The organism is Mycobacterium sp. D16Q13 (assembly GCF_002013375.1).
In the GTDB taxonomy this organism is placed as follows: Bacteria; Actinomycetota; Actinomycetes; order Mycobacteriales; family Mycobacteriaceae; genus Mycobacterium.
This window is the reverse complement of record NZ_MAEW01000017.1, coordinates 83,881-103,770: the sequence shown is the minus strand read 5'-3', so window position 1 is coordinate 103,770 and position 19,890 is coordinate 83,881. Positions and strand designations below refer to the sequence as shown.

General features: G+C 64.4%; 19 protein-coding genes and 1 pseudogene. 9 read left to right on the top strand and 11 right to left on the bottom strand.

Annotated features, from left to right (window positions below):
- Window positions 1–3: 3 nt before the first annotated feature.
- Window positions 4–1,851: an ABC transporter ATP-binding protein/permease gene (locus B4400_RS18265; RefSeq protein ID WP_078310316.1), complete on the top strand. Its 1,848-nt coding sequence runs from the start codon at window positions 4–6 to the stop codon at window positions 1,849–1,851.
- Window positions 1,852–1,895: 44 nt separating this feature from the next.
- On the opposite strand, the pseudogene B4400_RS25155 reads toward B4400_RS18265, so the two are convergent.
- Window positions 1,896–2,085, bottom strand: a pseudogene (locus B4400_RS25155) (hypothetical protein).
- Between the two features lie 75 nt (window positions 2,086–2,160).
- On the opposite strand from B4400_RS25155, the gene B4400_RS18255 reads away from it, so the two are divergent.
- Window positions 2,161–3,396 (top strand): hypothetical protein, encoded by a 1,236-nt coding sequence (locus B4400_RS18255; protein WP_078310312.1) that lies wholly within the window; start codon window positions 2,161–2,163, stop codon window positions 3,394–3,396.
- Here the strand turns inward: B4400_RS18255 and B4400_RS18250 are convergent.
- The 7 genes from B4400_RS18250 to B4400_RS18220 form a co-directional block, all read right to left on the bottom strand.
- Window positions 3,350–3,952, bottom strand: a complete 603-nt coding sequence (locus B4400_RS18250; protein WP_078310308.1) for a DUF1707 SHOCT-like domain-containing protein — start codon at window positions 3,950–3,952, stop codon at window positions 3,350–3,352. The two genes, B4400_RS18255 and B4400_RS18250, sit on opposite strands and share 47 nt — an antisense overlap.
- Window positions 3,953–4,038: 86 nt before the next feature.
- On the bottom strand, window positions 4,039–4,833 hold the full coding sequence (locus B4400_RS18245) for an enoyl-CoA hydratase family protein (RefSeq protein ID WP_078310304.1): 795 nt from the start codon (window positions 4,831–4,833) through the stop codon (window positions 4,039–4,041).
- A gap of 16 nt (window positions 4,834–4,849) precedes the next feature.
- Window positions 4,850–6,019: an acyl-CoA dehydrogenase family protein gene (locus B4400_RS18240; protein ID WP_078310301.1), complete on the bottom strand. Its 1,170-nt coding sequence runs from the start codon at window positions 6,017–6,019 to the stop codon at window positions 4,850–4,852.
- Complete coding sequence (locus tag B4400_RS18235) at window positions 6,016–8,019, bottom strand: ATP-binding protein (RefSeq protein ID WP_078310297.1); 2,004 nt, start codon at window positions 8,017–8,019, stop codon at window positions 6,016–6,018. The genes B4400_RS18240 and B4400_RS18235 overlap by 4 nt, the downstream gene beginning before the upstream one ends.
- Window positions 8,020–8,031: 12 nt before the next feature.
- On the bottom strand, window positions 8,032–9,627 hold the full coding sequence (locus tag B4400_RS18230) for an acyl-CoA carboxylase subunit beta (RefSeq protein WP_078310293.1): 1,596 nt from the start codon (window positions 9,625–9,627) through the stop codon (window positions 8,032–8,034).
- Window positions 9,624–10,772 (bottom strand): acyl-CoA dehydrogenase family protein, encoded by a 1,149-nt coding sequence (locus B4400_RS18225; protein ID WP_078310597.1) that lies wholly within the window; start codon window positions 10,770–10,772, stop codon window positions 9,624–9,626. The genes B4400_RS18230 and B4400_RS18225 overlap by 4 nt, the downstream gene beginning before the upstream one ends.
- A gap of 5 nt (window positions 10,773–10,777) precedes the next feature.
- Entirely contained in the window at window positions 10,778–12,421 is a 1,644-nt protein-coding gene (locus tag B4400_RS18220; RefSeq protein WP_502688414.1) for an acyclic terpene utilization AtuA family protein, read from the bottom strand.
- A 375-nt stretch (window positions 12,422–12,796) separates the two neighbouring features.
- Here B4400_RS18220 and rpmF point away from each other — a divergent pair, with 375 nt between their 5' ends.
- From rpmF to mspA, 7 genes are all read left to right on the top strand, one after another.
- A complete protein-coding gene (gene rpmF / locus B4400_RS18215; protein ID WP_078290527.1) occupies window positions 12,797–12,970 on the top strand; it encodes a 50S ribosomal protein L32 in 174 nt (57 codons plus the stop codon).
- A gap of 67 nt (window positions 12,971–13,037) precedes the next feature.
- On the top strand, window positions 13,038–13,724 hold the full coding sequence (locus B4400_RS18210; protein ID WP_078290528.1) for a response regulator transcription factor: 687 nt from the start codon (window positions 13,038–13,040) through the stop codon (window positions 13,722–13,724).
- A gap of 20 nt (window positions 13,725–13,744) precedes the next feature.
- Window positions 13,745–15,292 (top strand): sensor histidine kinase, encoded by a 1,548-nt coding sequence (locus B4400_RS18205; protein WP_078310286.1) that lies wholly within the window; start codon window positions 13,745–13,747, stop codon window positions 15,290–15,292.
- 41 nt (window positions 15,293–15,333) lie between these two features.
- The gene (locus tag B4400_RS18200; protein ID WP_078310283.1) at window positions 15,334–16,644 is read left to right on the top strand and encodes a trypsin-like peptidase domain-containing protein; all 1,311 of its coding nucleotides are present in this window, start codon (window positions 15,334–15,336) and stop codon (window positions 16,642–16,644) included.
- Window positions 16,645–16,679: 35 nt separating this feature from the next.
- The gene (locus B4400_RS18195) at window positions 16,680–17,177 is read left to right on the top strand and encodes a MogA/MoaB family molybdenum cofactor biosynthesis protein (protein WP_078310278.1); all 498 of its coding nucleotides are present in this window, start codon (window positions 16,680–16,682) and stop codon (window positions 17,175–17,177) included.
- A 4-nt stretch (window positions 17,178–17,181) separates the two neighbouring features.
- Window positions 17,182–17,385: a hypothetical protein gene (locus B4400_RS25070; protein ID WP_078310274.1), complete on the top strand. Its 204-nt coding sequence runs from the start codon at window positions 17,182–17,184 to the stop codon at window positions 17,383–17,385.
- Window positions 17,386–17,688: 303 nt separating this feature from the next.
- Entirely contained in the window at window positions 17,689–18,360 is a 672-nt protein-coding gene (mspA, locus tag B4400_RS18185) for a porin MspA (RefSeq protein WP_070916575.1), read from the top strand.
- Window positions 18,361–18,386: 26 nt separating this feature from the next.
- Here the strand turns inward: mspA and mscL are convergent, their stop codons facing one another.
- From mscL to B4400_RS18170, 3 genes are all read right to left on the bottom strand, one after another.
- Complete coding sequence (gene mscL / locus B4400_RS18180) at window positions 18,387–18,782, bottom strand: large-conductance mechanosensitive channel protein MscL (protein ID WP_078310270.1); 396 nt, start codon at window positions 18,780–18,782, stop codon at window positions 18,387–18,389.
- Between the two features lie 9 nt (window positions 18,783–18,791).
- Window positions 18,792–19,466, bottom strand: a complete 675-nt coding sequence (locus B4400_RS18175) for an SAF domain-containing protein (protein ID WP_078310265.1) — start codon at window positions 19,464–19,466, stop codon at window positions 18,792–18,794.
- A 63-nt stretch (window positions 19,467–19,529) separates the two neighbouring features.
- Window positions 19,530–19,856 (bottom strand): FmdB family zinc ribbon protein, encoded by a 327-nt coding sequence (locus tag B4400_RS18170; RefSeq protein ID WP_078310262.1) that lies wholly within the window; start codon window positions 19,854–19,856, stop codon window positions 19,530–19,532.
- Window positions 19,857–19,890 lie beyond the last annotated feature (34 nt).

The following is a 19,890-nucleotide window of genomic DNA, read 5'->3' as shown; positions in this document are numbered from 1 at the left end:
CCAATGGTTCAGCCCAGTTTGGATTGGCCGGGCGAGCCATTGCGCTCGCTGGTGTGGACGCTGCAGGCGTGGGTGATCACCATGGTGGTCTTCCTTGCGGTGGCCTTTCTGATCGCCCGTTTCACTCAATGGGGGCAACAGTTCTGGCGGGTAAACGCCCCCTTCTTCTGGGGGAGCGACACCTGGCGCACGTGGGCGTTGGTGGCGTTCATGATGTGGCACACCGTGTACATGGCGCGCGTGACGGTCATCTTCACGTACCAGTACAAGGACCTGATGAATGCGTTGCAGGTTGGTTCGGAGGCGCTCGTCACCCATGACTCCGGACTGCTGGCGGACGCGCGTCAGGCATTTTTCACGTCCTTCGCGATCAGCGGAGTGCTGGTAGTACTCACCGTGACGTACACGGTGGTGGATCTCTTCCTGCGGAGAGTGCTCGCCATCCGGTGGCGGGTATGGCTCAACACGCGGCTCGTCGACGACTGGATGAGCAAGGATGCGTTCTACCGCAACCGTTTTCTGGATACTCCGGTAGAGAACCCGGATCAGCGAATCCAGATCGATATCGAGACGCACACCACCAAGTCGGTGGATTTGGTGCTCGGCGCGGTAAACAAAACCCTCTTGATCGTGATGTTCACCGGAGTGCTGTGGCAGCTCTCGGGTCCGTTGCTGCTGTGGGGAGTCGAGATCCCGCGCGCCATGGTGTTCATCGCCTTCGTCTTCTCGATCACCGTGACGGTCCTTGCGTTCTGGATCGGCCGGCCGTTGGTACGGCTGAATTTCTTGAACGAACGATTCAGTGCGAGTTTCCGCTATGCGTTGGTGCGCCTGCGCGACAGTGCGGAGCGGGTGGCGTTCTATCGTGGCGGCGAGCGTGAACGCGGACTGCTCCATGCGCGCTTCGCCGACATCATCGCCAACATGTGGCGGATCGTCTTCGCGCAGCTGCGACTGAACGGCTGGAATCGTGGTGTCGGCGATGTGACGACGGGAATGATCCCCTACATCGTGCAGGCGCCACGATTCTTTACCGGGCAGATCAAGGTGGGGGACCTGCTGCAGACCGTTGCGGCGTTTGGAAGTGTCTGCGGCGCAATGTCCTTCTTCCGGGACAGCTATGACGAATTCACCGTCTATCGGGCCGCACTCATGCGCATCGACCAGATGCTCGACAGCGACCACCGAGCCCGCGAACTGCCGAGGATCGACGTGACCGACGCGGACAACGCCCTGACCCTCACCGATGTCGATGTCCGAGATCTACAGGGGCTGGACATGATCGCGGACCTGAACCTCGAGCTGTCGGCGGGTGGCAGTGTCGTCGTCAAGGGCCCATCGGGATGCGGGAAGACGACCCTGCTGCGCAGCCTGGCACAGCTGTGGCCACAGGCCACGGGTGTGGTCGCGCGTCCCGACGGCTGGGCGACGCTGTTCCTGCCGCAGCTGCCGTATCTGCCGTTGGGCAATCTGCGCGAGACCGTGGTGTATCCGCTTCCGGTGGAGGAAGTTTCGGACGAGAAGTTGACGCAGGCTTTGCGTGATGTCTCCCTGGGACATTTGGCCGAGCGGTTGGAGGAAGAAGCCGACTGGGCGGCCGTGCTCTCGCTGGGCGAGCAGCAGCGGGTGTCCTTCGTGCGGGTGCTGCTGGTGCGCCCGACAGTGGTGTTCCTCGACGAGTCGACCTCGGCCCTGGATGAGGGGCTGGAGGACGCGATGTATGCGCTGGTGCGGGAACGGCTGCCCGACAGCGTCGTGTTCAGTGTGGGGCACAGGTCGACGATCGACCGCCATCACCAGTCGCGGTTGCAGCTGACGGGCAGTGGTGCGTGGGAGCTCTCGCCGGTGTGAATCGGCTGAACACGGGAACTTTTGGCTACGGCCGTACGACTGATCTAGTGACGGCGCCTGCGGGCTGGGCGTGGTCCACCGCAGTGGCTCCATGCGACGGATGCCACCACGGTGCTTCTGATGAGTTGGGCAGTTAACCGTTCAATGAAAGGAACCGCCATGCGCGATATCGCTGTTGAGATCGTTGTCGAGGACGATGAAATCGTCACCGCGACGGAAATGGTTGCCAGCCACTAAGAGTGGACGTCGGGCGTGCGTGGCCGTCCCCTAGGCCGCGCACGCCCGGACGCAAGCACGGAGGCGAAAACAGTGTTCGTCCATGACCCCCGCTGGCGCCGGTTCGTCGCGGACTGGGCCCCTCGCTATGAAGAAACGGTCTTCATTTCCGGGCTGGTGCCGGACCAGAAGGCGATCACCGATCGGATAGCGGCGGCAGTGACCTCAGCGACCACCGCCGAAGGAAAAGGACTGCGACTGCGCGCGTTCCGGGGCAGCGAGTTCGACTTCAAGCTCACCGAGCGGCTCTCACGCAGCGCGCCCAAAGGCGCGCAGTCCTTGACCGAGTGGCTCGCCGATAACGCCGACGATCGTCCGGCATGCGTCGCCATCAACGACGCCTCCTCATGGGATCTGGGTCTTGCCGCGTTGGCCCAGGCTGTGGTGCGCAGTCTTGTCCCGGATCGAGACCTGGTGTCCGGCGCGGATATTTACACCTTCATCGCTGATGTGGAATGGACACCCTTCGGAATTCACAAGGATGACGAGCCATCGCTGATCTTCCACCTGGGTCCGGGTGTCAAGGAACTCTGGGTGTGGCCCGCGGAGGGAATGGACCAACATCAGTTATTCGAGAACCCGTCATTGGGCAAGGTCTCATTTGACTTCGACCGACTGCTTCCCGGCGCCAGCCGCTACACCCTGTGTCCGGGTGACTTCGTGTGCATCCCCCGGGGGCGCTACCACCTTTTTCGCAACGCAGGTCCCTCGGTGTTTCTGGGGATCACACTATTTCCGCCCAACGTCCGGAAATCATTCTCGGACTTGATGATCGATCACTTCGGTGCGCGGCTCGACGCGGCAGGCGAGCCCCGCAGCTTCGAGGATGTCGGTCAGCTGGTGATGGAGATGCTCCACGACCCCGCGGCGATGTCCGGATTGGCGACAACCATGGAACTGGCGGCGGCGAAACAGCGCACCGCCGGGTATCTGCGCGCGCCGAAGGTGGCGGCCTTACGTACCGGCGATCCTCCCGTTGGTGCCACATTCGGCTGGGCTTATCCCGGAGTGGTGCAATCATTCATCGGCGCGGAGCGAACCCATCTGGTGGCCCGTGGTCGCGATATCGCGTTCGGCGGCGCGGTGAACCTTGACGGACTCTTAGCGCTTACCGGGGAGTTCACCCTGAATGATCTTGACGCGGTTCTTGCCGCAGAACTGGATATCGACCGGCGCCGTCAGGTTGTGAATGCGCTGTGGCGCTTCGGCGCTCTGGATCTTGTTACTGCTCTTCCAGCGACTCGCGCCGCTTGCGCCGCTTCCGCTTGACGTTCACGCCACCCCACAGCGAGAACCCCTTGACCGTCACGTGCGGGGCACCCTCTACGCCTCGGCCACTCGCCGAGTGATCGAAGCCACCCATCACCGCGACACCTTTGACGTCGACGTTGACCTCCGGCGGTAAGAGGATCGTCTGGCCGCCCATGATGGAGAAGGAGCGGATCTCCACCTCATTGGAGGTGAAGTCGGCGTAGCGCAGGTCCAGCACGCCGCCACCCCACAGCGCGAATGAAGTGAGCTTGCCGGGTACGTTCCAGCGGCCCCGTCGTTCAAATCCGCTCATGATTGCCATCAGCACCGTCGAGGGGGCTGGCTTGCTGTCTTGACCGCGAACTTGAGAAGTAGCGACTGCGGGCAGGTCCGCGCTGAGCTGATCAAGCTCACCGTATGTATTTGCCGAGTACACCTTCGTGAGGCGCTCCTCGAACTCAGAGAGCTCCAGCCGACCCTGCGCGGCAGCGTCGGATAACAGCTGTGCGACGCGCATACGATCGGCGTCTGCGGCCCGCATCGATGCGGTAACCCGCTCAGGGAGGTTGCTCATCACCGCCGAGCCTACGACGAACGGCGCTTAAAGGCACGCGGTTCATTAGTGTTGCTCAGCGCACTACACACGTAGTGCAGTCTGGTTCACACCTGCCACGCGGGCGGACGCTTCTGCAGGAAGGCCAACATGCCCTCCTGCGCCTCGGGAGACACGAACAAACGCGCGGAGGTTTCTGTCAACTCGACTGCACGCGCATCGAAATCGGCGAGGATCGGCGCGGTGGTGAGCCTCTTCGACTCGGCCAGCCCTTGCGGCGAACCAAGCGCGATGTCATCCACTAACGAAGTGACCGCGGCCTCGACTGCCTCGGGACTATCGACGGACTTGGTCACCAAACCGATCTCCGCGGCCACCCGCGCGTCGAACCTCTCGCCGGTGACGAAGTAGCGCCCGGCCGCCCGGCCGGTGAGCCGGGGCAGCAGCGTCAGCGAGATGATCGACGGCGCGACTCCGATGCGTGCCTCGGTCAGTGCGAAGGTGCTGTCGGGTCCTGCTACCGCGATGTCGGCGGCTCCCACCAGACCGAAACCCCCGGCCCGCACATGGCCGTTGACGGCGATGATGACGGGCAGGGGCAGCTCAAGAATGTCGCGCAGTAGCGTGGTGAGTTGGCCGGCCCGATCCTTGGCGACATCTTGGGGATCGGACGACGCCGCTGAGCTTTCCGACAGGTCGGCGCCCGCGCAGAAGGTGTTGCCGGTGTGGGTGAGCACCACGGCACGCACCGTCTTGTCGACAGCGGCCCGCTGCAGTCCCTCTCGCAGTTGCAGCACCAACCTGCTGGACAACGCATTGCGGTTGTGCGGTGAGTCGAGGGTCAGGCGAGCGGCGCGGCCTTCCACCTCGTACTGGACCAGAGTGTCAGATTCTTTCGCCATTCGGCGGACCTTTCCTTTAGTACGAGCGGGGTAGGCCGAGGGACGTCTGCGCCACGAAGTTGAGGATCATCTCCCGGCTCACCGGGGCGATACGCCCGAAGCGCGACAGATTCAGCAGGGGCGCCACGGCGTACTCGGAGGTCAATCCGTTGCCGCCCAAGGACTGCACGGCACGGTCGGCCGCGCGGCAGGCCACGTCCGCCGCGGCGTACTTGGCCATGTTGGCCGCCTCCGCGGCGCCCCAGTCATCGCCGCAGTCGTACAAAGTGGCGGCCTTCTGCATCATGAGCTTGGCCAGTTCCAGCTCCACCTTGATCTCGGCGAGCGGGTGCGCGATGGCCTGATGCGCGCCGATCGGGGTCTTCCACACCTGCCGGGTCTTGACGTAGTCGGTGGCCTTGTTCAATGCGAGCCGGGTGAGGCCAACTCCACTGGCAGCGCCCATGATTCGCTCGGGGTTCAATCCGGCGAACAGCTGCATGAGCGCGGCGTCCTCGGAGCCGACGAGCGCATTACCGGGCACCCGTACATCATCGAGGAACACCTGGAACTGCCGTTCCGGGAGCGTCAGCTCCATATCGATGGGTGTGTACTCGAACCCCTTGGTGTCGGTGGGCACCACGAACAGGGCAGGCTTGAGCTTGCCGGTCTTGGCCTCCTCGGTGCGCGCCACCACCAGCACGGCGTTGGCTTGGTCGACACCGGAGATGAAGACCTTGCGCCCATTGAGGATCCAGTCACCACCGTCGCGCTTGGCGGTGGTGATGATGTTGTGGGAGTTCGAGCCGGCGTCGGGTTCGGTGATGGCGAACGCCATGGTGAAGGTGCCATCAGCCATCGAGGGCAGCCAGTTCTTCTTCTGCTCATCGGTGCCGTAGCGGGCGATGATGGTGGCATTGATGGCGGGGGACACCACCATCATCAGCAGCGGGCACCCCGCCGCCGAGAGCTCCTCGAATACGAGCCCAAGCTCGTACATGCCGGCACCGCCGCCGCCGTATTCCTCGGGGATGTTCACTCCCAAGAAGCCGAGCTTTCCTGCCTCATCCCACAACTCGGTGAGGGGAGCATGAGTCTTGGACTTTTCCAGGTAGTACTCGTGGCCGTAGTTGCCAGTGAGCGAGGCCACCGCTTGCCGCAGTGCCTTGCGCTCATCGGACTCGACATAAGGATTGGTGACGGTCATGACTCTCCTTCGTTGGCGGCCAGCTGGGCCAGTACGGTACCCAGCTCGACCTGTTGTCCCGGTTCGACATTGAGGATCTCGATGACGCCGTCGGCGGGGGCGACGATGGTGTGCTCCATCTTCATGGCCTCCAACCAGACGATCGGCGTCCCTGCGGTGACGGTGTCTCCGACCGCGGCACCCACCCGCAGCACCACACCCGGCATCGGCGCGATGAGTGAGCCCGCCGCCAGCTCGGTGCTGGGGTCGGTAAACCGGGGCACCACAGTGAGTGCGACCGGGCCGAGCGGTGAGTCGACGTCTGCGTATTCCCCAGTGGGGGGACCGCCGTAGCGGGCGACGTCGAAGCCCCGCCGGACGCCGTCGATCACCAGTGCCACGTGATCCGGTGTCGCCGAAACTAGTTTGATGGCGGGCCAATCTCCATCGAGTTCCAGCCCCGCGCGGGTCAGGCGGTAGCGCACGCTGATGGTGCTTTCGCCCACCGCGAATTCCTTGGTCTGGTAGCCGGATGCCAGGTTGCGCCATCCGCTGGGCAGATCCGCGCAGACGATGGCATGTGCCCGGTTGGCCGCGGCATCGGCAAGTGCTGCCGCGAGCGCCGAGTACTGGTGCGCCGCTTCGTCGGCTAGGGGTTTCGAAAGGACGTCGAGGCCATGCTTGTCCAGGAAGGACGTGTCGGTGTCGCCGGCGAGGAACGCCGGATGCCGCAACACGTTGACCAGCAGGTCGCGATTGGTGGTCAGGCCATGCAGGCGAGTGCGTTCCAATGTCGACGCCAACAGCCGGGAAGCTTCGGTGCGCGTTGGTGCCACCGTGATGACCTTGGCGAGCATCGGGTCGTAGTGCACCGACACCACGCTGCCGTCGACGATGGTGGAATCCAGGCGCACCCCGTTGCGCCCCGGGTGTCCGGGCACGTGGAATTCCGCGGAGACTCCAGGGATCCGAAATGTGTGCACAGTGCCGCTTTGTGGCTGCCACCCGGCCGCGGGGTTCTCCGCGTATAAGCGCGCCTCAATCGAATGGCCATGAATGGCAGGCGGTTCGGCAGGAAGCTTGCCGCCCTCTGCCACCTGGATCTGCAATGCGACCAGGTCGAGTCCTGTGGTGCACTCGGTGACCGGATGCTCCACCTGCAGGCGTGTGTTCATTTCCAGGAAGAAGAACTCGCCGCTCTCCGTGGCCAGGAACTCCATAGTCCCCGCGCCGACATAGCCGATGGTCGACGCAGCGGTGCGTGACGCCTCGAAGAGCTGCTCCCGCATGCCGTCGATTCGGGTCACCAGGGGTGAGGGTGCCTCTTCGATGACCTTCTGGTGGCGGCGCTGGATGGAGCACTCGCGCTCACCCACAGCCCACACGGTGCCGTGGGTGTCGGCCATCACCTGTACTTCGATGTGTCGACCGGTGCCCAGGTAGCGCTCGCAGAAGACTGTCGGGTCGCCGAACGCCGATTGAGCTTCCCGTTGTGCGGCAGCGATTTCGGCGGGGAGCTTGTCGAGCTCAGAGACGATCCGCATGCCGCGGCCGCCGCCACCGGCGGACGCCTTGACGAGCACCGGGAGCTGATCGGCGGTGACGGTATCCGGGTCGAGCTGTCCCAGCACCGGAACGCCGGCGGCGTCCATGAGTTTCTTGGACTCGATCTTCGAGCCCATCGACTCGATGGCGGTGACTGGCGGACCGATCCAGGTCAGGCCGGCATCGGCCACCGCGCGAGCGAAATCGGCATTCTCGGAAAGGAATCCGTAGCCGGGGTGGATGGCGTCGGCACCGGTGGCCTTGGCCGCGGCGATGATCAGCTCACCGCGCAGGTAGGTCTCGGCGCTGGATGTGCCGGGTAGGTGGACCGCAGCATCGGCCTCGGAGACGTGCGGACTGTCGGCGTCGGCGTCGGAGTAGACGGCGACCGTGCCAAGCCCCAGCTTGCGGCAGGTAGCGAAGACGCGGCGGGCGATCTCGCCGCGGTTGGCCACCAGAACAGAGGTGATAGTCACTTAACTCTTACCTCACATCCGGAAGACGCCGAAGTTCGACGTCCCCTCGATTGGTCCATTAGCGATGGCGGACAGGCACATACCGAGCACGGCCCGGGTGTCGCGGGGATCGATGACCCCGTCGTCGTAGAGACGCCCGGACATGAACATGGGCAGCGACTCGGCTTCGATCTGCGCCTCGATGGCGGCCTTCATCGCGGCATCCGCGTCCTCGTTGACGGCCTGGCCCCGTGCCACCGCGGCGGCACGGCTCACGATGGAGATGACACCCGCCAGCTGGGTACCGCCCATGACCGCCGACTTGGCGCTGGGCCACGCGAACAGGAAACGCGGGTCGTACGCGCGCCCGCACATGCCGTAGTGACCGGCCCCGTATGAGGCGCCGACGATCAGCGACAGATGCGGCACGGTGGAGTTGGACACGGCGTTGATCATCATCGACCCGTGCTTGATCATGCCGCCCTCTTCGTACTCCTTGCCCACCATGTATCCGGTGGTGTTGTGTACGAACAGAAGTGGTGTGTTGGTCTGGTTGGCCAGCTGGATGAACTGGGTGGCCTTCTGCGCTTCCTCGCTGAATAGCACGCCACGCGCGTTGGCGAGGATGCCGATGGGGTAGCCGTGTAGACGCGCCCACCCGGTTACCAGTGACGACCCGTACTGCTCTTTGAACTCGTCGAACTCCGAACCGTCGACGATGCGTGCGATGACCTCACGCGGGTCGAACGGGATGCGGAGGTCTCCAGGCACAATGCCGATGAGCTCTTCCTGATCCGCGATCGGTTCGACGACCGCCGCGGGCTTGGGGCCCTTCTTGACCCAGTTGAGGCGGGACACGATCTGACGCCCGAGCCTTACGGCGTCCTGTTCGTCCACCGCCAGGTAGTCGCCTAAACCGGAAACCCGGGAGTGCATTTCCGCGCCACCCAGAGATTCGTCATCGGATTCCTCGCCGGTCGCCATCTTGACGAGCGGGGGACCGGCCAGGAACACCTTCGAACGTTCCTTGATCATCACGACGTGATCGGACATGCCGGGGATGTAGGCGCCGCCGGCGGTCGAGTTTCCGAACACCAGGGCGATCGTCGGTATGCCGGCTGCCGAAAGCCGAGTGAGATCGCGGAACATCTGCCCGCCGGGGACAAACACTTCCTTCTGGGTGGGCAGGTCCGCGCCGCCGGACTCCACCAGCGAGATCACGGGTAGACGGTTCTTGAAGGCAATGTCGTTGGCTCGCAGCACCTTGCGCAATGTCCAGGGGTTGCTGGTGCCACCCTTGACGGTGGGGTCGTTGGCCACGATCATGCACTCGACGCCTTCGACCACGCCGATGCCGGTGACCAGCGAGGCGCCGACGGTGAAGTCGCTACCCCATGCCGCGAGCGGGCACAGCTCCAAGAACGGGGAGTCGGGGTCGATCAAGAGCTCGATGCGCTCACGTGCCAGCAACTTGCCGCGTTCATGGTGGCGGGCAACGTATTTGTCACCACCGCCGGCGAGCGCTTTTGCCGTCTCGGCGTTGACCTCGGCAAGTTTGGTCAGCATGGCCTCGGCGGCGTCGAGGTACTCCGGTGAGTTGGTGTTGACGGTGGTGCGCAGCTGCGTCATGACTGATACCCCAGGAGCTTGGCGGCCAGCGAGGTGAGGATCTCGGTGGTGCCGCCGCCGATCCCGATGATGCGCATATCGCGGTACTGCCGTTCGATTTCGCTCTCGGTCATGTAGCCCATGCCGCCGAACAACTGGACACCCTGGTTGGCCACCCACTCGCCGGCCTCGACTGCGGTGTTCTTGGCGAAGCAGACCTCGGCGATGAGATTGGTCTCGCCCGCGATCGCGCGATCCACCAGGACGTGCGTGTACACCCGTGCGACATCGATCCTGCGCGCCATTTCGGTCAGAGTGTTTTGCACGGACTGGCGGGAGATGAGCGGACGCCCGAAGGTCTGCCGATTCCTGCACCATTCCACTGTCAGGTCAAGACAGCGTTGCGCACTCGAATATGCCTGGGCGGCAAGGCCGATACGCTCTGACACGAAGGCGCCGGCGATCTGCGCGAAGCCGGTGTTCTCACCACCCACCAGGTTCTCGGCGGGCACCCGTGCATCGGTGAACGACAGCTCGGCGGTATCCGAGGAGCGCCATCCCATCTTGTCGAGCTTGCGGGTGACGTCAAACCCCGGAGTGTCCTTGTCGATCAACAGCAACGAGACCCCCGCCGCGCCCGCTCCACCCGTACGCACCGCGGTCACCACATAGTCGGCGCGCACGCCGGAGGTGATGAAGGTCTTGGCGCCGTTGACGATGTAGTGATCGCCGTCCCGCTTGGCCGAGGTGGTCAGATGCCCCACGTCGGATCCGCCACCGGGTTCGGTGATGGCCAGCGAGCCAATGAGATCGCCCGCCAGGGTGGGCTTTACGTAGCTTTCGATGAGCCGCTGATCGCCTGAGGCGATGATGTGCGGCGTGGAGATGCCGCAGGTGAACAGGGAGGCGAACACGCCGCCGGGCACACCGGCGTAGTGCAGTTCCTCGCACACGATCACCGGGTCGATGGCATCGCCGCCACCGCCGCCGACTTCCTCGGGTGCACCGGGGCCCAGCAGGCCCAGATTGCCCGCCTTGCGGTGTAATTCACGAGGAAGCAGTCCCTCGCGTTCCCATTCGTTGACATTCGGCAGGATCTCGCGCTCGGCAAAGTCACGCACCGTCTCCCGAAGTGCCTTGCGCTCCGGAGTGTTCCAGGAATTCACGGTGGTCACTTTCCTTCCAATAGGGATTCGGGGATGTCGATCTCACGGGAACGCAGCCATTCGCCAATACCCTTGGCCTGTGGGTCAAACCGGGCCTGATAGGCCACTCCCTTGCCGAGGATGCCCTGGATGACGAAGTTCACGGCCCGCAGCTTGGGCAGCAGGTAGCGTGCCACCTCCAACTGCCTGGTTTCGGGCAGCAGTTCCCGCAGTGTGTCGATTGTCAAAGCATGGGCAAGCCAGCGGTATTCCTCATCGGTGCGTACCCATACGCCGACGTTTGCACTGCCACCCTTGTCGCCGCTACGGGCGCCCGCAAGGATGCCCAAGGGGGCTCGGCGCAGCGGCCCGGCCGGTAGCGGCTCGGGCAGTGCCGCCGCCGGGGCATCGGCGAGCGGCAGCGTCTGCGAGGCCTGCGCGATATCGATCCGGGAACCGTCGGCGAGGACCGCGACATGCGGAACCTTTTCCGCGGGGACGTATCCCGGAGTGAACACGCCGTACGGCTCGCCGTCCTTGGGGGGTGTGGTGACATGGAAGCCGGGGTAGCTCGCCAGGGCCAGCTCCACCGCGGCATTGGAGAACTGGCGGCCGACCTTGTTCGGGTCGGAGTCGCGCACCATGACGTGCAGCAGTGCGCTGGCGGCCTGCTCGGTGTCGGCGTTCGGGTGATCGGTGCGGCCTAGGGTCCACTGAATGTCCTCGGGCGCCGAGGTCATCGAAGACTCCAGCTGCTTGCGGGTCAGGTCAGCCTTGGCGTCAATGTCCAGTCCGGTGAGCACGAAGGTCATCTGATTGCGGAAGCCGCCCAAGGCGTTCAGCGACACCTTGAGGTCCGGCGGGGGCGCCTCACCCGTCACGCCCGAGACGCGCACTCGGTCCGGACCTTCCTGGGTCAGCTCGATGCTGTCGATCCGGGTGGTGACATCGGGGTTGGCGTACCGGCCCCCGGTGATCTCATAGAGCAGCTGCGCGGTCACCGTGCCCACACTGACCGCGCCGCCAGTTCCCGCGTGCTTGGTGATGACCGACGATCCGTCTTCATATACCTCGGCCAGCGGAAACCCGGCGTGCGAGAGGTCGGGGATCTCGGTGAAGAAGGCGTAGTTGCCCCCGGTGGCCTGGGTGCCGCATTCGATGATGTGCCCGGCCGCGACCGCTCCGGCGAGTTTGTCGTAGTCGTCGCGTCGCCAGCCGAAGTGCGCGGCGGCGGGACCAACGATCACCGAGGCGTCGGTGACGCGACCGGTGACAACGATGTTGGCCCCGGAGTTCAGGCATTCCACGATGCCCCAGGCGCCGAGATAAGCGTTGGCGGTGAGCGGCGATCCCAATCCGAGCTCTGCGGCGCGGGGCAGCAGATCGTCACCCTCGACATGGGCGACCTTGGCCGGGACACCCAATTTTTCTGCGAGTGCGCGGATGGCGTCTGCCAGGCCCGCGGGGTTGAGGCCGCCGGCATTGGCGACGATCGTGACGCCCTTGTCCTGAGCCAGCCCTAGGCACTGCTCGAGCTGGCGCAGGAAGGTCTTGGCGTAGCCACGTTCGGGAGCCTTGGCGCGGTCGCGGCCGAGGATCAGCATCGTCAGTTCGGCCAGATAGTCGCCGGTCAGATAGTCGAGCTCACCGCCGGTGAGCATCTCGTGCATGGCCGATATTCGGTCACCGTAAAAGCCTGAACAGTTCCCAATTCTTACCGGCGCAATGGTCACGGTGGTCCTCTCGAGGTCGGCATCGACTGCTCGTGCGCTGCTAAATTACCCCACCTACTAAAACGTCAATCTGGCGGTCCAACCAAGTGGTTGGCCGAGCTGGATTGCCGCGTCAATAGGACCCGTTCAGGTGGCACGATGCGAGACGAAACCGCCACTATGCGGCGTGCCGGCCTGGATCGATTGAGGCAAATTTGCAGCTCATGTCGGCCACCGGCTATCGTGTGTTGATTGTCGCTCGCTGCGCCCCACATGCTGGCGCGGCGCGGGCGAATGACACAGAAACCTGAGAAATAAGGAGAGGGCGCGACCATGGCCGTCCCCAAGCGGAGAATGTCCCGCTCTAATACCCGTAGCCGGCGCTCGCAGTGGAAGGCCACTGCCACTGAGCTGGTCAATGTCACTGTCGGCGGACAGAACCACAAGGTTCCCCGTCGCCTGCTCAAGGCTGCCCGCCTCGGGCTCATCGATTTCGACCGTCGCTGAACCTTCCGGGACCTGATTCTCAGGCTTCCTCAGTAATATCTCAGCCGCACGGTTAACACTGGTGCCTGTGCGAATTCTTGTAGTCGATGACGATCGTGCTGTGCGTGAGTCGTTGCGACGGTCTCTGTCCTTCAATGGGTACTCGGTGGATCTCGCCGAAGACGGCGTCGATGCGCTGAACGTCATCGCCAACGATCGGCCGGACGCGTTGGTGCTCGACGTGATGATGCCCAAGCTCGACGGCCTCGAGGTGTGCCGTCGCTTGCGCAGCACGGGAGACGATCTGCCCATCCTGGTGCTCACCGCCCGGGACTCGGTCTCGGAGCGAGTGGCCGGCCTCGACGCGGGTGCGGACGATTATCTGCCTAAGCCCTTCGCACTCGAGGAACTCCTGGCCCGGATGCGAGCGCTGCTGCGCCGGACCACCGTCGATGAATCGGCAGACGCCGCCACGCTGAGCTTCGGCGACCTCACCCTCGACCCGATCACCCGCGAGGTGTATCGAGGCACTCGGTCCATCAGCCTGACCCGCACCGAATTCGCACTGCTGGAAATGCTGATGGCCAACCCTCGCCGCGTGTTGACCCGCAGCCGCATCCTTGAAGAGGTGTGGGGATTCGACTTCCCGACATCCGGCAATGCGCTTGAGGTGTACGTGGGCTACCTGCGGCGCAAGACGGAAGCCGAGGGGGAGCTCAGGCTCATCCATACGGTCCGCGGTGTCGGCTATGTGCTACGGGAGACCCCTCCGTAATCCCCATGGCGACACTACGAATGCCGAGGCGGATACGGGGCTCCAGCACGGCAATATTTTCCCCGCTGCGGGCAACCAGCTCATCGGTATCGCTGCGCTGGCGCGTGATGCTGCTCGCGATGTCGATGGTGGCGATGGTCGTGGTGCTGATGGCCGTCGCGTCATACCTGTTGGTATCCACCGCGTTGTATCGCGATGTCGACAAACAGCTCAATGATCGCGCCAACCTGCTCATCGGCAGCGGGCTGCTGTCGGTGGATCCGCGTCGCGCCATCGAGGGCACCGCGTACTCGGCCGATGTCAATGCCAAGCTGATCTTCCCGGGGCTGATCACCTTCTCGGCGACCCAGCAGGGACAGACCATTCCCTACGGCGCACCCGAGCAGGCGGTGACCCGGGGCGAGCTGGAGCAGTCGCTGCGCACCGTCAATCACCAACGCGTGCTTGCTCTTAGGCTCGACAACGGCAGCACGCTGATTATGGCCAAATCGCTCGACCCCACCGATACTGTGTTGCGGCGACTGGGCTGGGTGTTGCTGATCGTCGGTGGCGTGGGTGTCGCGGTGGCGGCCGCGGCCGGCGCCATGGTGGCCGGTACCGGGTTGCGGCCGGTGGCCAGGCTTACCGACGCCGCCGAACGAGTGGCCCGAACCGACGACCTGCGGCCCATTGCCGTCACGGGCAGCGACGAATTGGCACGGCTCACCATCAGTTTCAACACGATGTTGCGTGCCCTCGCAGAGTCGCGAGATCGTCAGGCACGGCTGGTGACTGATGCGGGCCACGAGCTGCGCACCCCGCTGACCTCGCTGCGTACCAACACCGAGCTGCTGATGGCCGCCATGCAACCGGGTGCTCCGCGTCTCCCCGACGAGGAGATGGAGGCGCTGCAGCTCGATGTGATCGCCCAGATCGAAGAATTGTCCACACTGGTAGGCGATTTGGTTGATCTGGCCCGAGGCGACGGTGCCGACATCGTGCACGAGCCGGTCGACATGGTCGAGGTGGTAGAGGGTGCGCTGGAACGAGTTCGGCGCCGCCGCAACGACATCGAATTCGACGTCGTCATGCAGCCGTGGCAGGTCTATGGAGACGCGGCGGGGCTATCCCGAGCTGTTCTCAATCTGCTCGACAATGCCGCGAAGTGGAGCCCATCGAGCAGCACAGTGTCGGTGCGGCTGGCACAGGTCGACGCCGCGCATGCCGAGCTGGTGATCTCCGATCGCGGTCCCGGGATCCCGCCCGCCGAACGGGATCTGGTCTTCGAGCGGTTCTATCGCGCGACCCCCGCCCGGGGAATGCCGGGCTCCGGTTTGGGGTTGGCCATCGTGAAACAGGTTGTGCTGAAACATGGTGGCGCCATCAAGGTCGAGGAGACGGAGTCCGGTGCGGTGGTCGACGGGAATCCGGCCCCGGGTACGTCAATGCACGTACTGCTTCCGGGCCGGCCGGGACCAGTCAGGTCGCCGAATTTGGGCGACACGACCGGCCGCCGGAACTCTGTGCCAAACGAGAGGGAGATCTCAGTGGATTCTCAGTCCCCTCCGGCAGCGTGGCACCCGAGCTAGTCGATCGTGAACGCCTATGAAGGACGTGTGAGGAAGTTCCTATGACTAACGACCCCCACGGCAGCTGGTCCTACCGGCCGTCTGGCCCTTACTCCGGGCAACAACATGGGCATCAGGCTCCGACGCACCATGCCCAGTCGGGTCACCAGTACCAGGGACAGGCGTATGGCTACCCGTCCGCCCCGCCGAACCAGCAGCGCCCCGCTCCGAAGCAGTCGCAGGCGCCGCGGAGCAGCCGTAGTGGTGGGCTCGTGGTGGGTGCTGTCGTTCTGGCTCTGGTCTCCGGTGGTCTGGGCGGGACCGTGGGCGCGGTCGTCGCCGACCGCCAGCACCGGGCACCTGTCGTCACCAGCGGCAGTACCGGTCTGACCCCCATCTCGCCCGGGCGTTCACCTGCGGCCCAGCCGGTCGCCTCCTTGCCTGCGGGGTCGGTCGAACAGGTTGCGGCCAAGGTTCTTCCGAGTGTCGTCAAGCTGGAAACGATCATGGGTCGGTCGAGCGAAGAGGGATCCGGGGTGATCCTCTCCGCCGATGGTTTGGTGCTCACCAACGCGCACGTGGTCCAGGCGGCGGGGGAGCCCGGCGCCAAGACCACCGCCACCATCGCCGGCGGCAAGAACTCGCCCTTCACCGTGGTCGGAATCGATCCGGCCACGGACATCGCCGTGATCCGGATCACCAGCGCCTCGGGCCTGACGCCCGTCGCACTCGGGTCGTCCGCGAATCTGGTTGTGGGCCAGTCTGTCGTCGCGATCGGTTCGCCGCTGGGTCTGGACGGCACGGTGACCACCGGCATCGTCAGCTCGCTGAATCGCCCGGTGTTCACGGCGGGGCAGGCAGGCAATCAGGACACCGTGCTGGACGCGATCCAGACCGATGCCGCCATCAACCCGGGTAACTCCGGTGGCGCGCTAGTCAACCTGAACGGCGAGTTGGTGGGAATCAACTCCGCCATCGCGACCATGGGTGGCGATTCCAGCGGCGAGACGCAGGGCGGATCAATTGGTCTGGGCTTTGCGATTCCGGTCGACCAGGCCAAGCGGGTCGCCGATCAGCTGATCACCAACGGTCACGCCACCCACGCGTCCCTGGGGGTACGGGTTGGCAACGATAAGGAGATCCAGGGCGCCAGAATCGTCGAGGTGGTCGCCGGCGGAGCGGCCGAGAAGGCCGCGATACCCAACGGTGCGGTGGTCACGAAGGTGGACAACCGCCCGGTGAACAGCGCCGACGGCCTCGTGGCGGCGGTGCGCTCCAAGGCGCCGGGAGACAAAGTGACGCTGACGTACACCGATGGCAACGGTGGACCGGAGAAGACCGCTGACGTGATCCTGGGTGAGGTCGCCCGATGACCCAGATGTCCCTGCGAGCCGTTACGGTTGCTTCCATGACAGAGCTTGAGGTGGGACCGGTGGGGCGATCTCTGGTCGTCATCGTCAACGACAGGACAGCTCACGGCGACCAGGACACCAGTGGTCCGCTGGTTACTGAGCTGCTTTCGGAGGCCGGAATCGTCGTCGATGGTGTGGTGGCAGTCGAGGGGGATCTGGCCGAGATTCAGAATGCCGTCAATATGGCGGTTATCGGCGGTGTGGACCTGGTGGTGACCGTGGGTGGCACGGGTGTCACCCCGCGCGACGTCACTCCCGAGGCCACTCAACCGCTTCTCGATCGTGAGCTGCTCGGTATCGCCGAGGCCATCCGGTCCTCGGGGCTGGCGGCCGGTGTCACGGAGGCGGGTTTGTCTCGCGGCGTGGCGGGTATTTCGGGCAGCACCCTGGTGGTCAACATCGCGGGCACGCGTGCCGCTGTGCGCGATGGCATGGCTACGGTGACACCGATGGCGATTCAGATCATCGAGCAGCTATCCAGCCTGGAGATCTGATCGGGTGCAGGCGCCAGAGGGCCGCGATTGTGACCTTCGCCACAAAAGTGGTGCAGGGGGAACAAGCGCCAGCAATGCGGATATCGACCGTATCTTCGGTCAAGCCGAGCCGTCTCTGGGTCCAGATGAACGCGATGTGAACGATTCGCGCGGCATGCACGAAAGTGATGAGTGGTTGCGCGATAACGTTCCGCCCCATCACGGCTAAGGAATTCCCGCATATCGAACGCGTAAATCCGGCAGGTCGCGAAGCCTGGATACCCATTCGGGGTGCCGGTTCCCTGCTGGTGCTCGCTCGTTTCCCAGCAAATCGTTCGTTCACCCAATTGTTAACCCGGAGATATCTTGGGTTTGGCTAACTTCCGGTTCACAAGTGCACCCGCTGCCGGGTGAGTCGACTGCGACCAGAACGAGTGTTCAGATTGCCGCGCCGTCACCGTGCCGATATCGTCCTTCTGTCCGTCGCTTAGGAAATTCTCATGTTCGCCATGAGGGGACTGTTAGGAACAGAATGAAGCTGTTGAGCAAGGTATCGGGCTGGGCTCGCCACGGTCTGTTGGCGGTTGGCGCCCTAGTCATGACTCTTGTTGCTCTCTTTGCGACGGCGGCGACGGCGCATGCCGGTCTGGACGATGAGCTGACTCTGGTTGACGGCAAGGGGCGGACGCTGCGGATTCAGCAGTGGGACACCTTCTTGAACGGGGTCTTCCCGCTCGACCGCAACCGCCTGACCCGTGAGTGGTTCCATTCGGGCCGCGCGGTCTATGAGGTGACCGGTCCGGGAGCCGATGCGTTCGAGGGGACCCTGGAGCTGGGCTATCAGGTGGGATACCCCTGGTCGCTGGGTGTGGGGCTGAACTTCAACTACACGACCCCCAATACCTCAATCCTCTACGGTATTCCGAACGCCTTCGGCGGTACCCCGGAAGCCTCGTACGTGCAGACCACCAACCTGCTGCCCTCGGCGGGCATCAACGTCGACCTGGGCAACGGCCCCGGCATCCAGGAAGTCGCCACCTTCTCGGTGGCCATTGCGGGCCCCAAGGGTGCCGTTGCGGTCAGTAACGCCCACGGCACGGTCACCGGTGCCGCCGGCGGTGTGCTGCTGCGCCCCTACGCACGACTGATCAGCTCGGCGGGCGACAGCGTCACCACGTACGGCGAAACCTGGGACATGAAATAGCTGACCCGGCGGGCCGGGCAGAAGGGCTAGGACGCCTTCTTCTGCTCGGCCAGCAGGTCGCGAATCTCGACGAGTAGCTCTGCTTCGGTCGCCGCGGCAGGGTCCTCACCGGACTTGGCCAGGCGGCTCTTGAGCGTGTTGTACGGCAAAACCACCAGGAAGTAGACGACCGCCGCGATCAGGATGAAGTTGATCGTGGCGGTGACCAAGACATTGAAGTCCAGGTACTGTCCGCCGCCGATGCTGACTCTGAGCGCAGGGTGATCCGAATCGGGCCCGGTGCCTATGCGATTGATCAATGGCTGAATGACGGCGTCGCTGAACTTGGTGACCAGTGCGGTGAACGCCGCGCCGATGACCACGGCGACCGCGAGGTCAATGACGTTGCCGCGCAGCAGAAAATCTCTGAATCCCTTGAGCATGGTCTGACACTAACGCAAGGTCAGCGTTACCGCCTGCACTAACGCGATTGCGGCGACGCGATTTGCCTGCTGCGGCGGCAATGCGACCATTACCACCCGCTGCGTCCCAACGCCTTTGGTGACGGGTTTCGGCGACACCAACACGACCACGGCACCCGTGGCCAGCACGGCGGGCTCGGGTGCCGTGGCATCTGGTGCGCCCGGTTCGTGGTCGGCAACGGTGAGGATGTCGACGATGTCTCCGGCGCGGATCATGTCGAGGGTCGCGGCGTCGCCCAGTGGTACCGGGACGATGCGCGCGTCCCTGCCGGCTGCTGACTCGGCCAGTCGCGGGCCCAACACCCGTAGATCGGTCAGCATTTCTCCGCGACGAACCGGCCCGGCCACCGTCGCTCCCACGACGGTTCCCGTCATGGTGCGTGCGCCGTCGGGAAGAATTGTCGTGGAACGCTTTTCCAGTCGGACATCGTCGCCGGTCAGGATCGTGCCGGGCGGGAGGTCATGGACGGCTACGACCACGTCGGTGCGATCGTTGGCGGGGTCCGGGCGGAATGCCAAGACCGCCGCGAACAGCACCAAGATCGCAGCGATGACCCGCCGGGCTAGTGCCGTTCGTGCCCAATCAGGGCGAAGCGCTGTCGATACGCGCTGCAGCACAGTGGGATCGAGGGGCGAACGAGCCATGCCTCACGCTAGGACGACACGTGTCCCCGCGTCAGCAGGCAATACGCCGCTGTGGATAACTCGTCAGCTGGCGGCGGCGGACGCGGTGGCGGTGGACGTCGAGCTGGAGGAGCTCGACGTCGACGACGAGCTGCTCGCCGAGGTCTCGGACGACGAGGACTTGGATTCGCTCTTGGCGCCGGAATCACTCTTCGAGGCGGCGTCCACGCTGCCCGAGCGGCTGTCGGTGCGGTAGAAGCCGCTGCCCTTGAACACGATGCCCACCGAGTTGAACAGCTTGCGCAGCTTGCCCGAGCACTTTTGGCACACGGTCAGCGCATCGTCAGTGAACGCCTGGACGATGTCGAACTTGTCGCCACAGTCGGCACATGCGTAGGAATAGGTGGGCATGAGGGGTCCTCCAGGAACTGACAAACCATGAAAC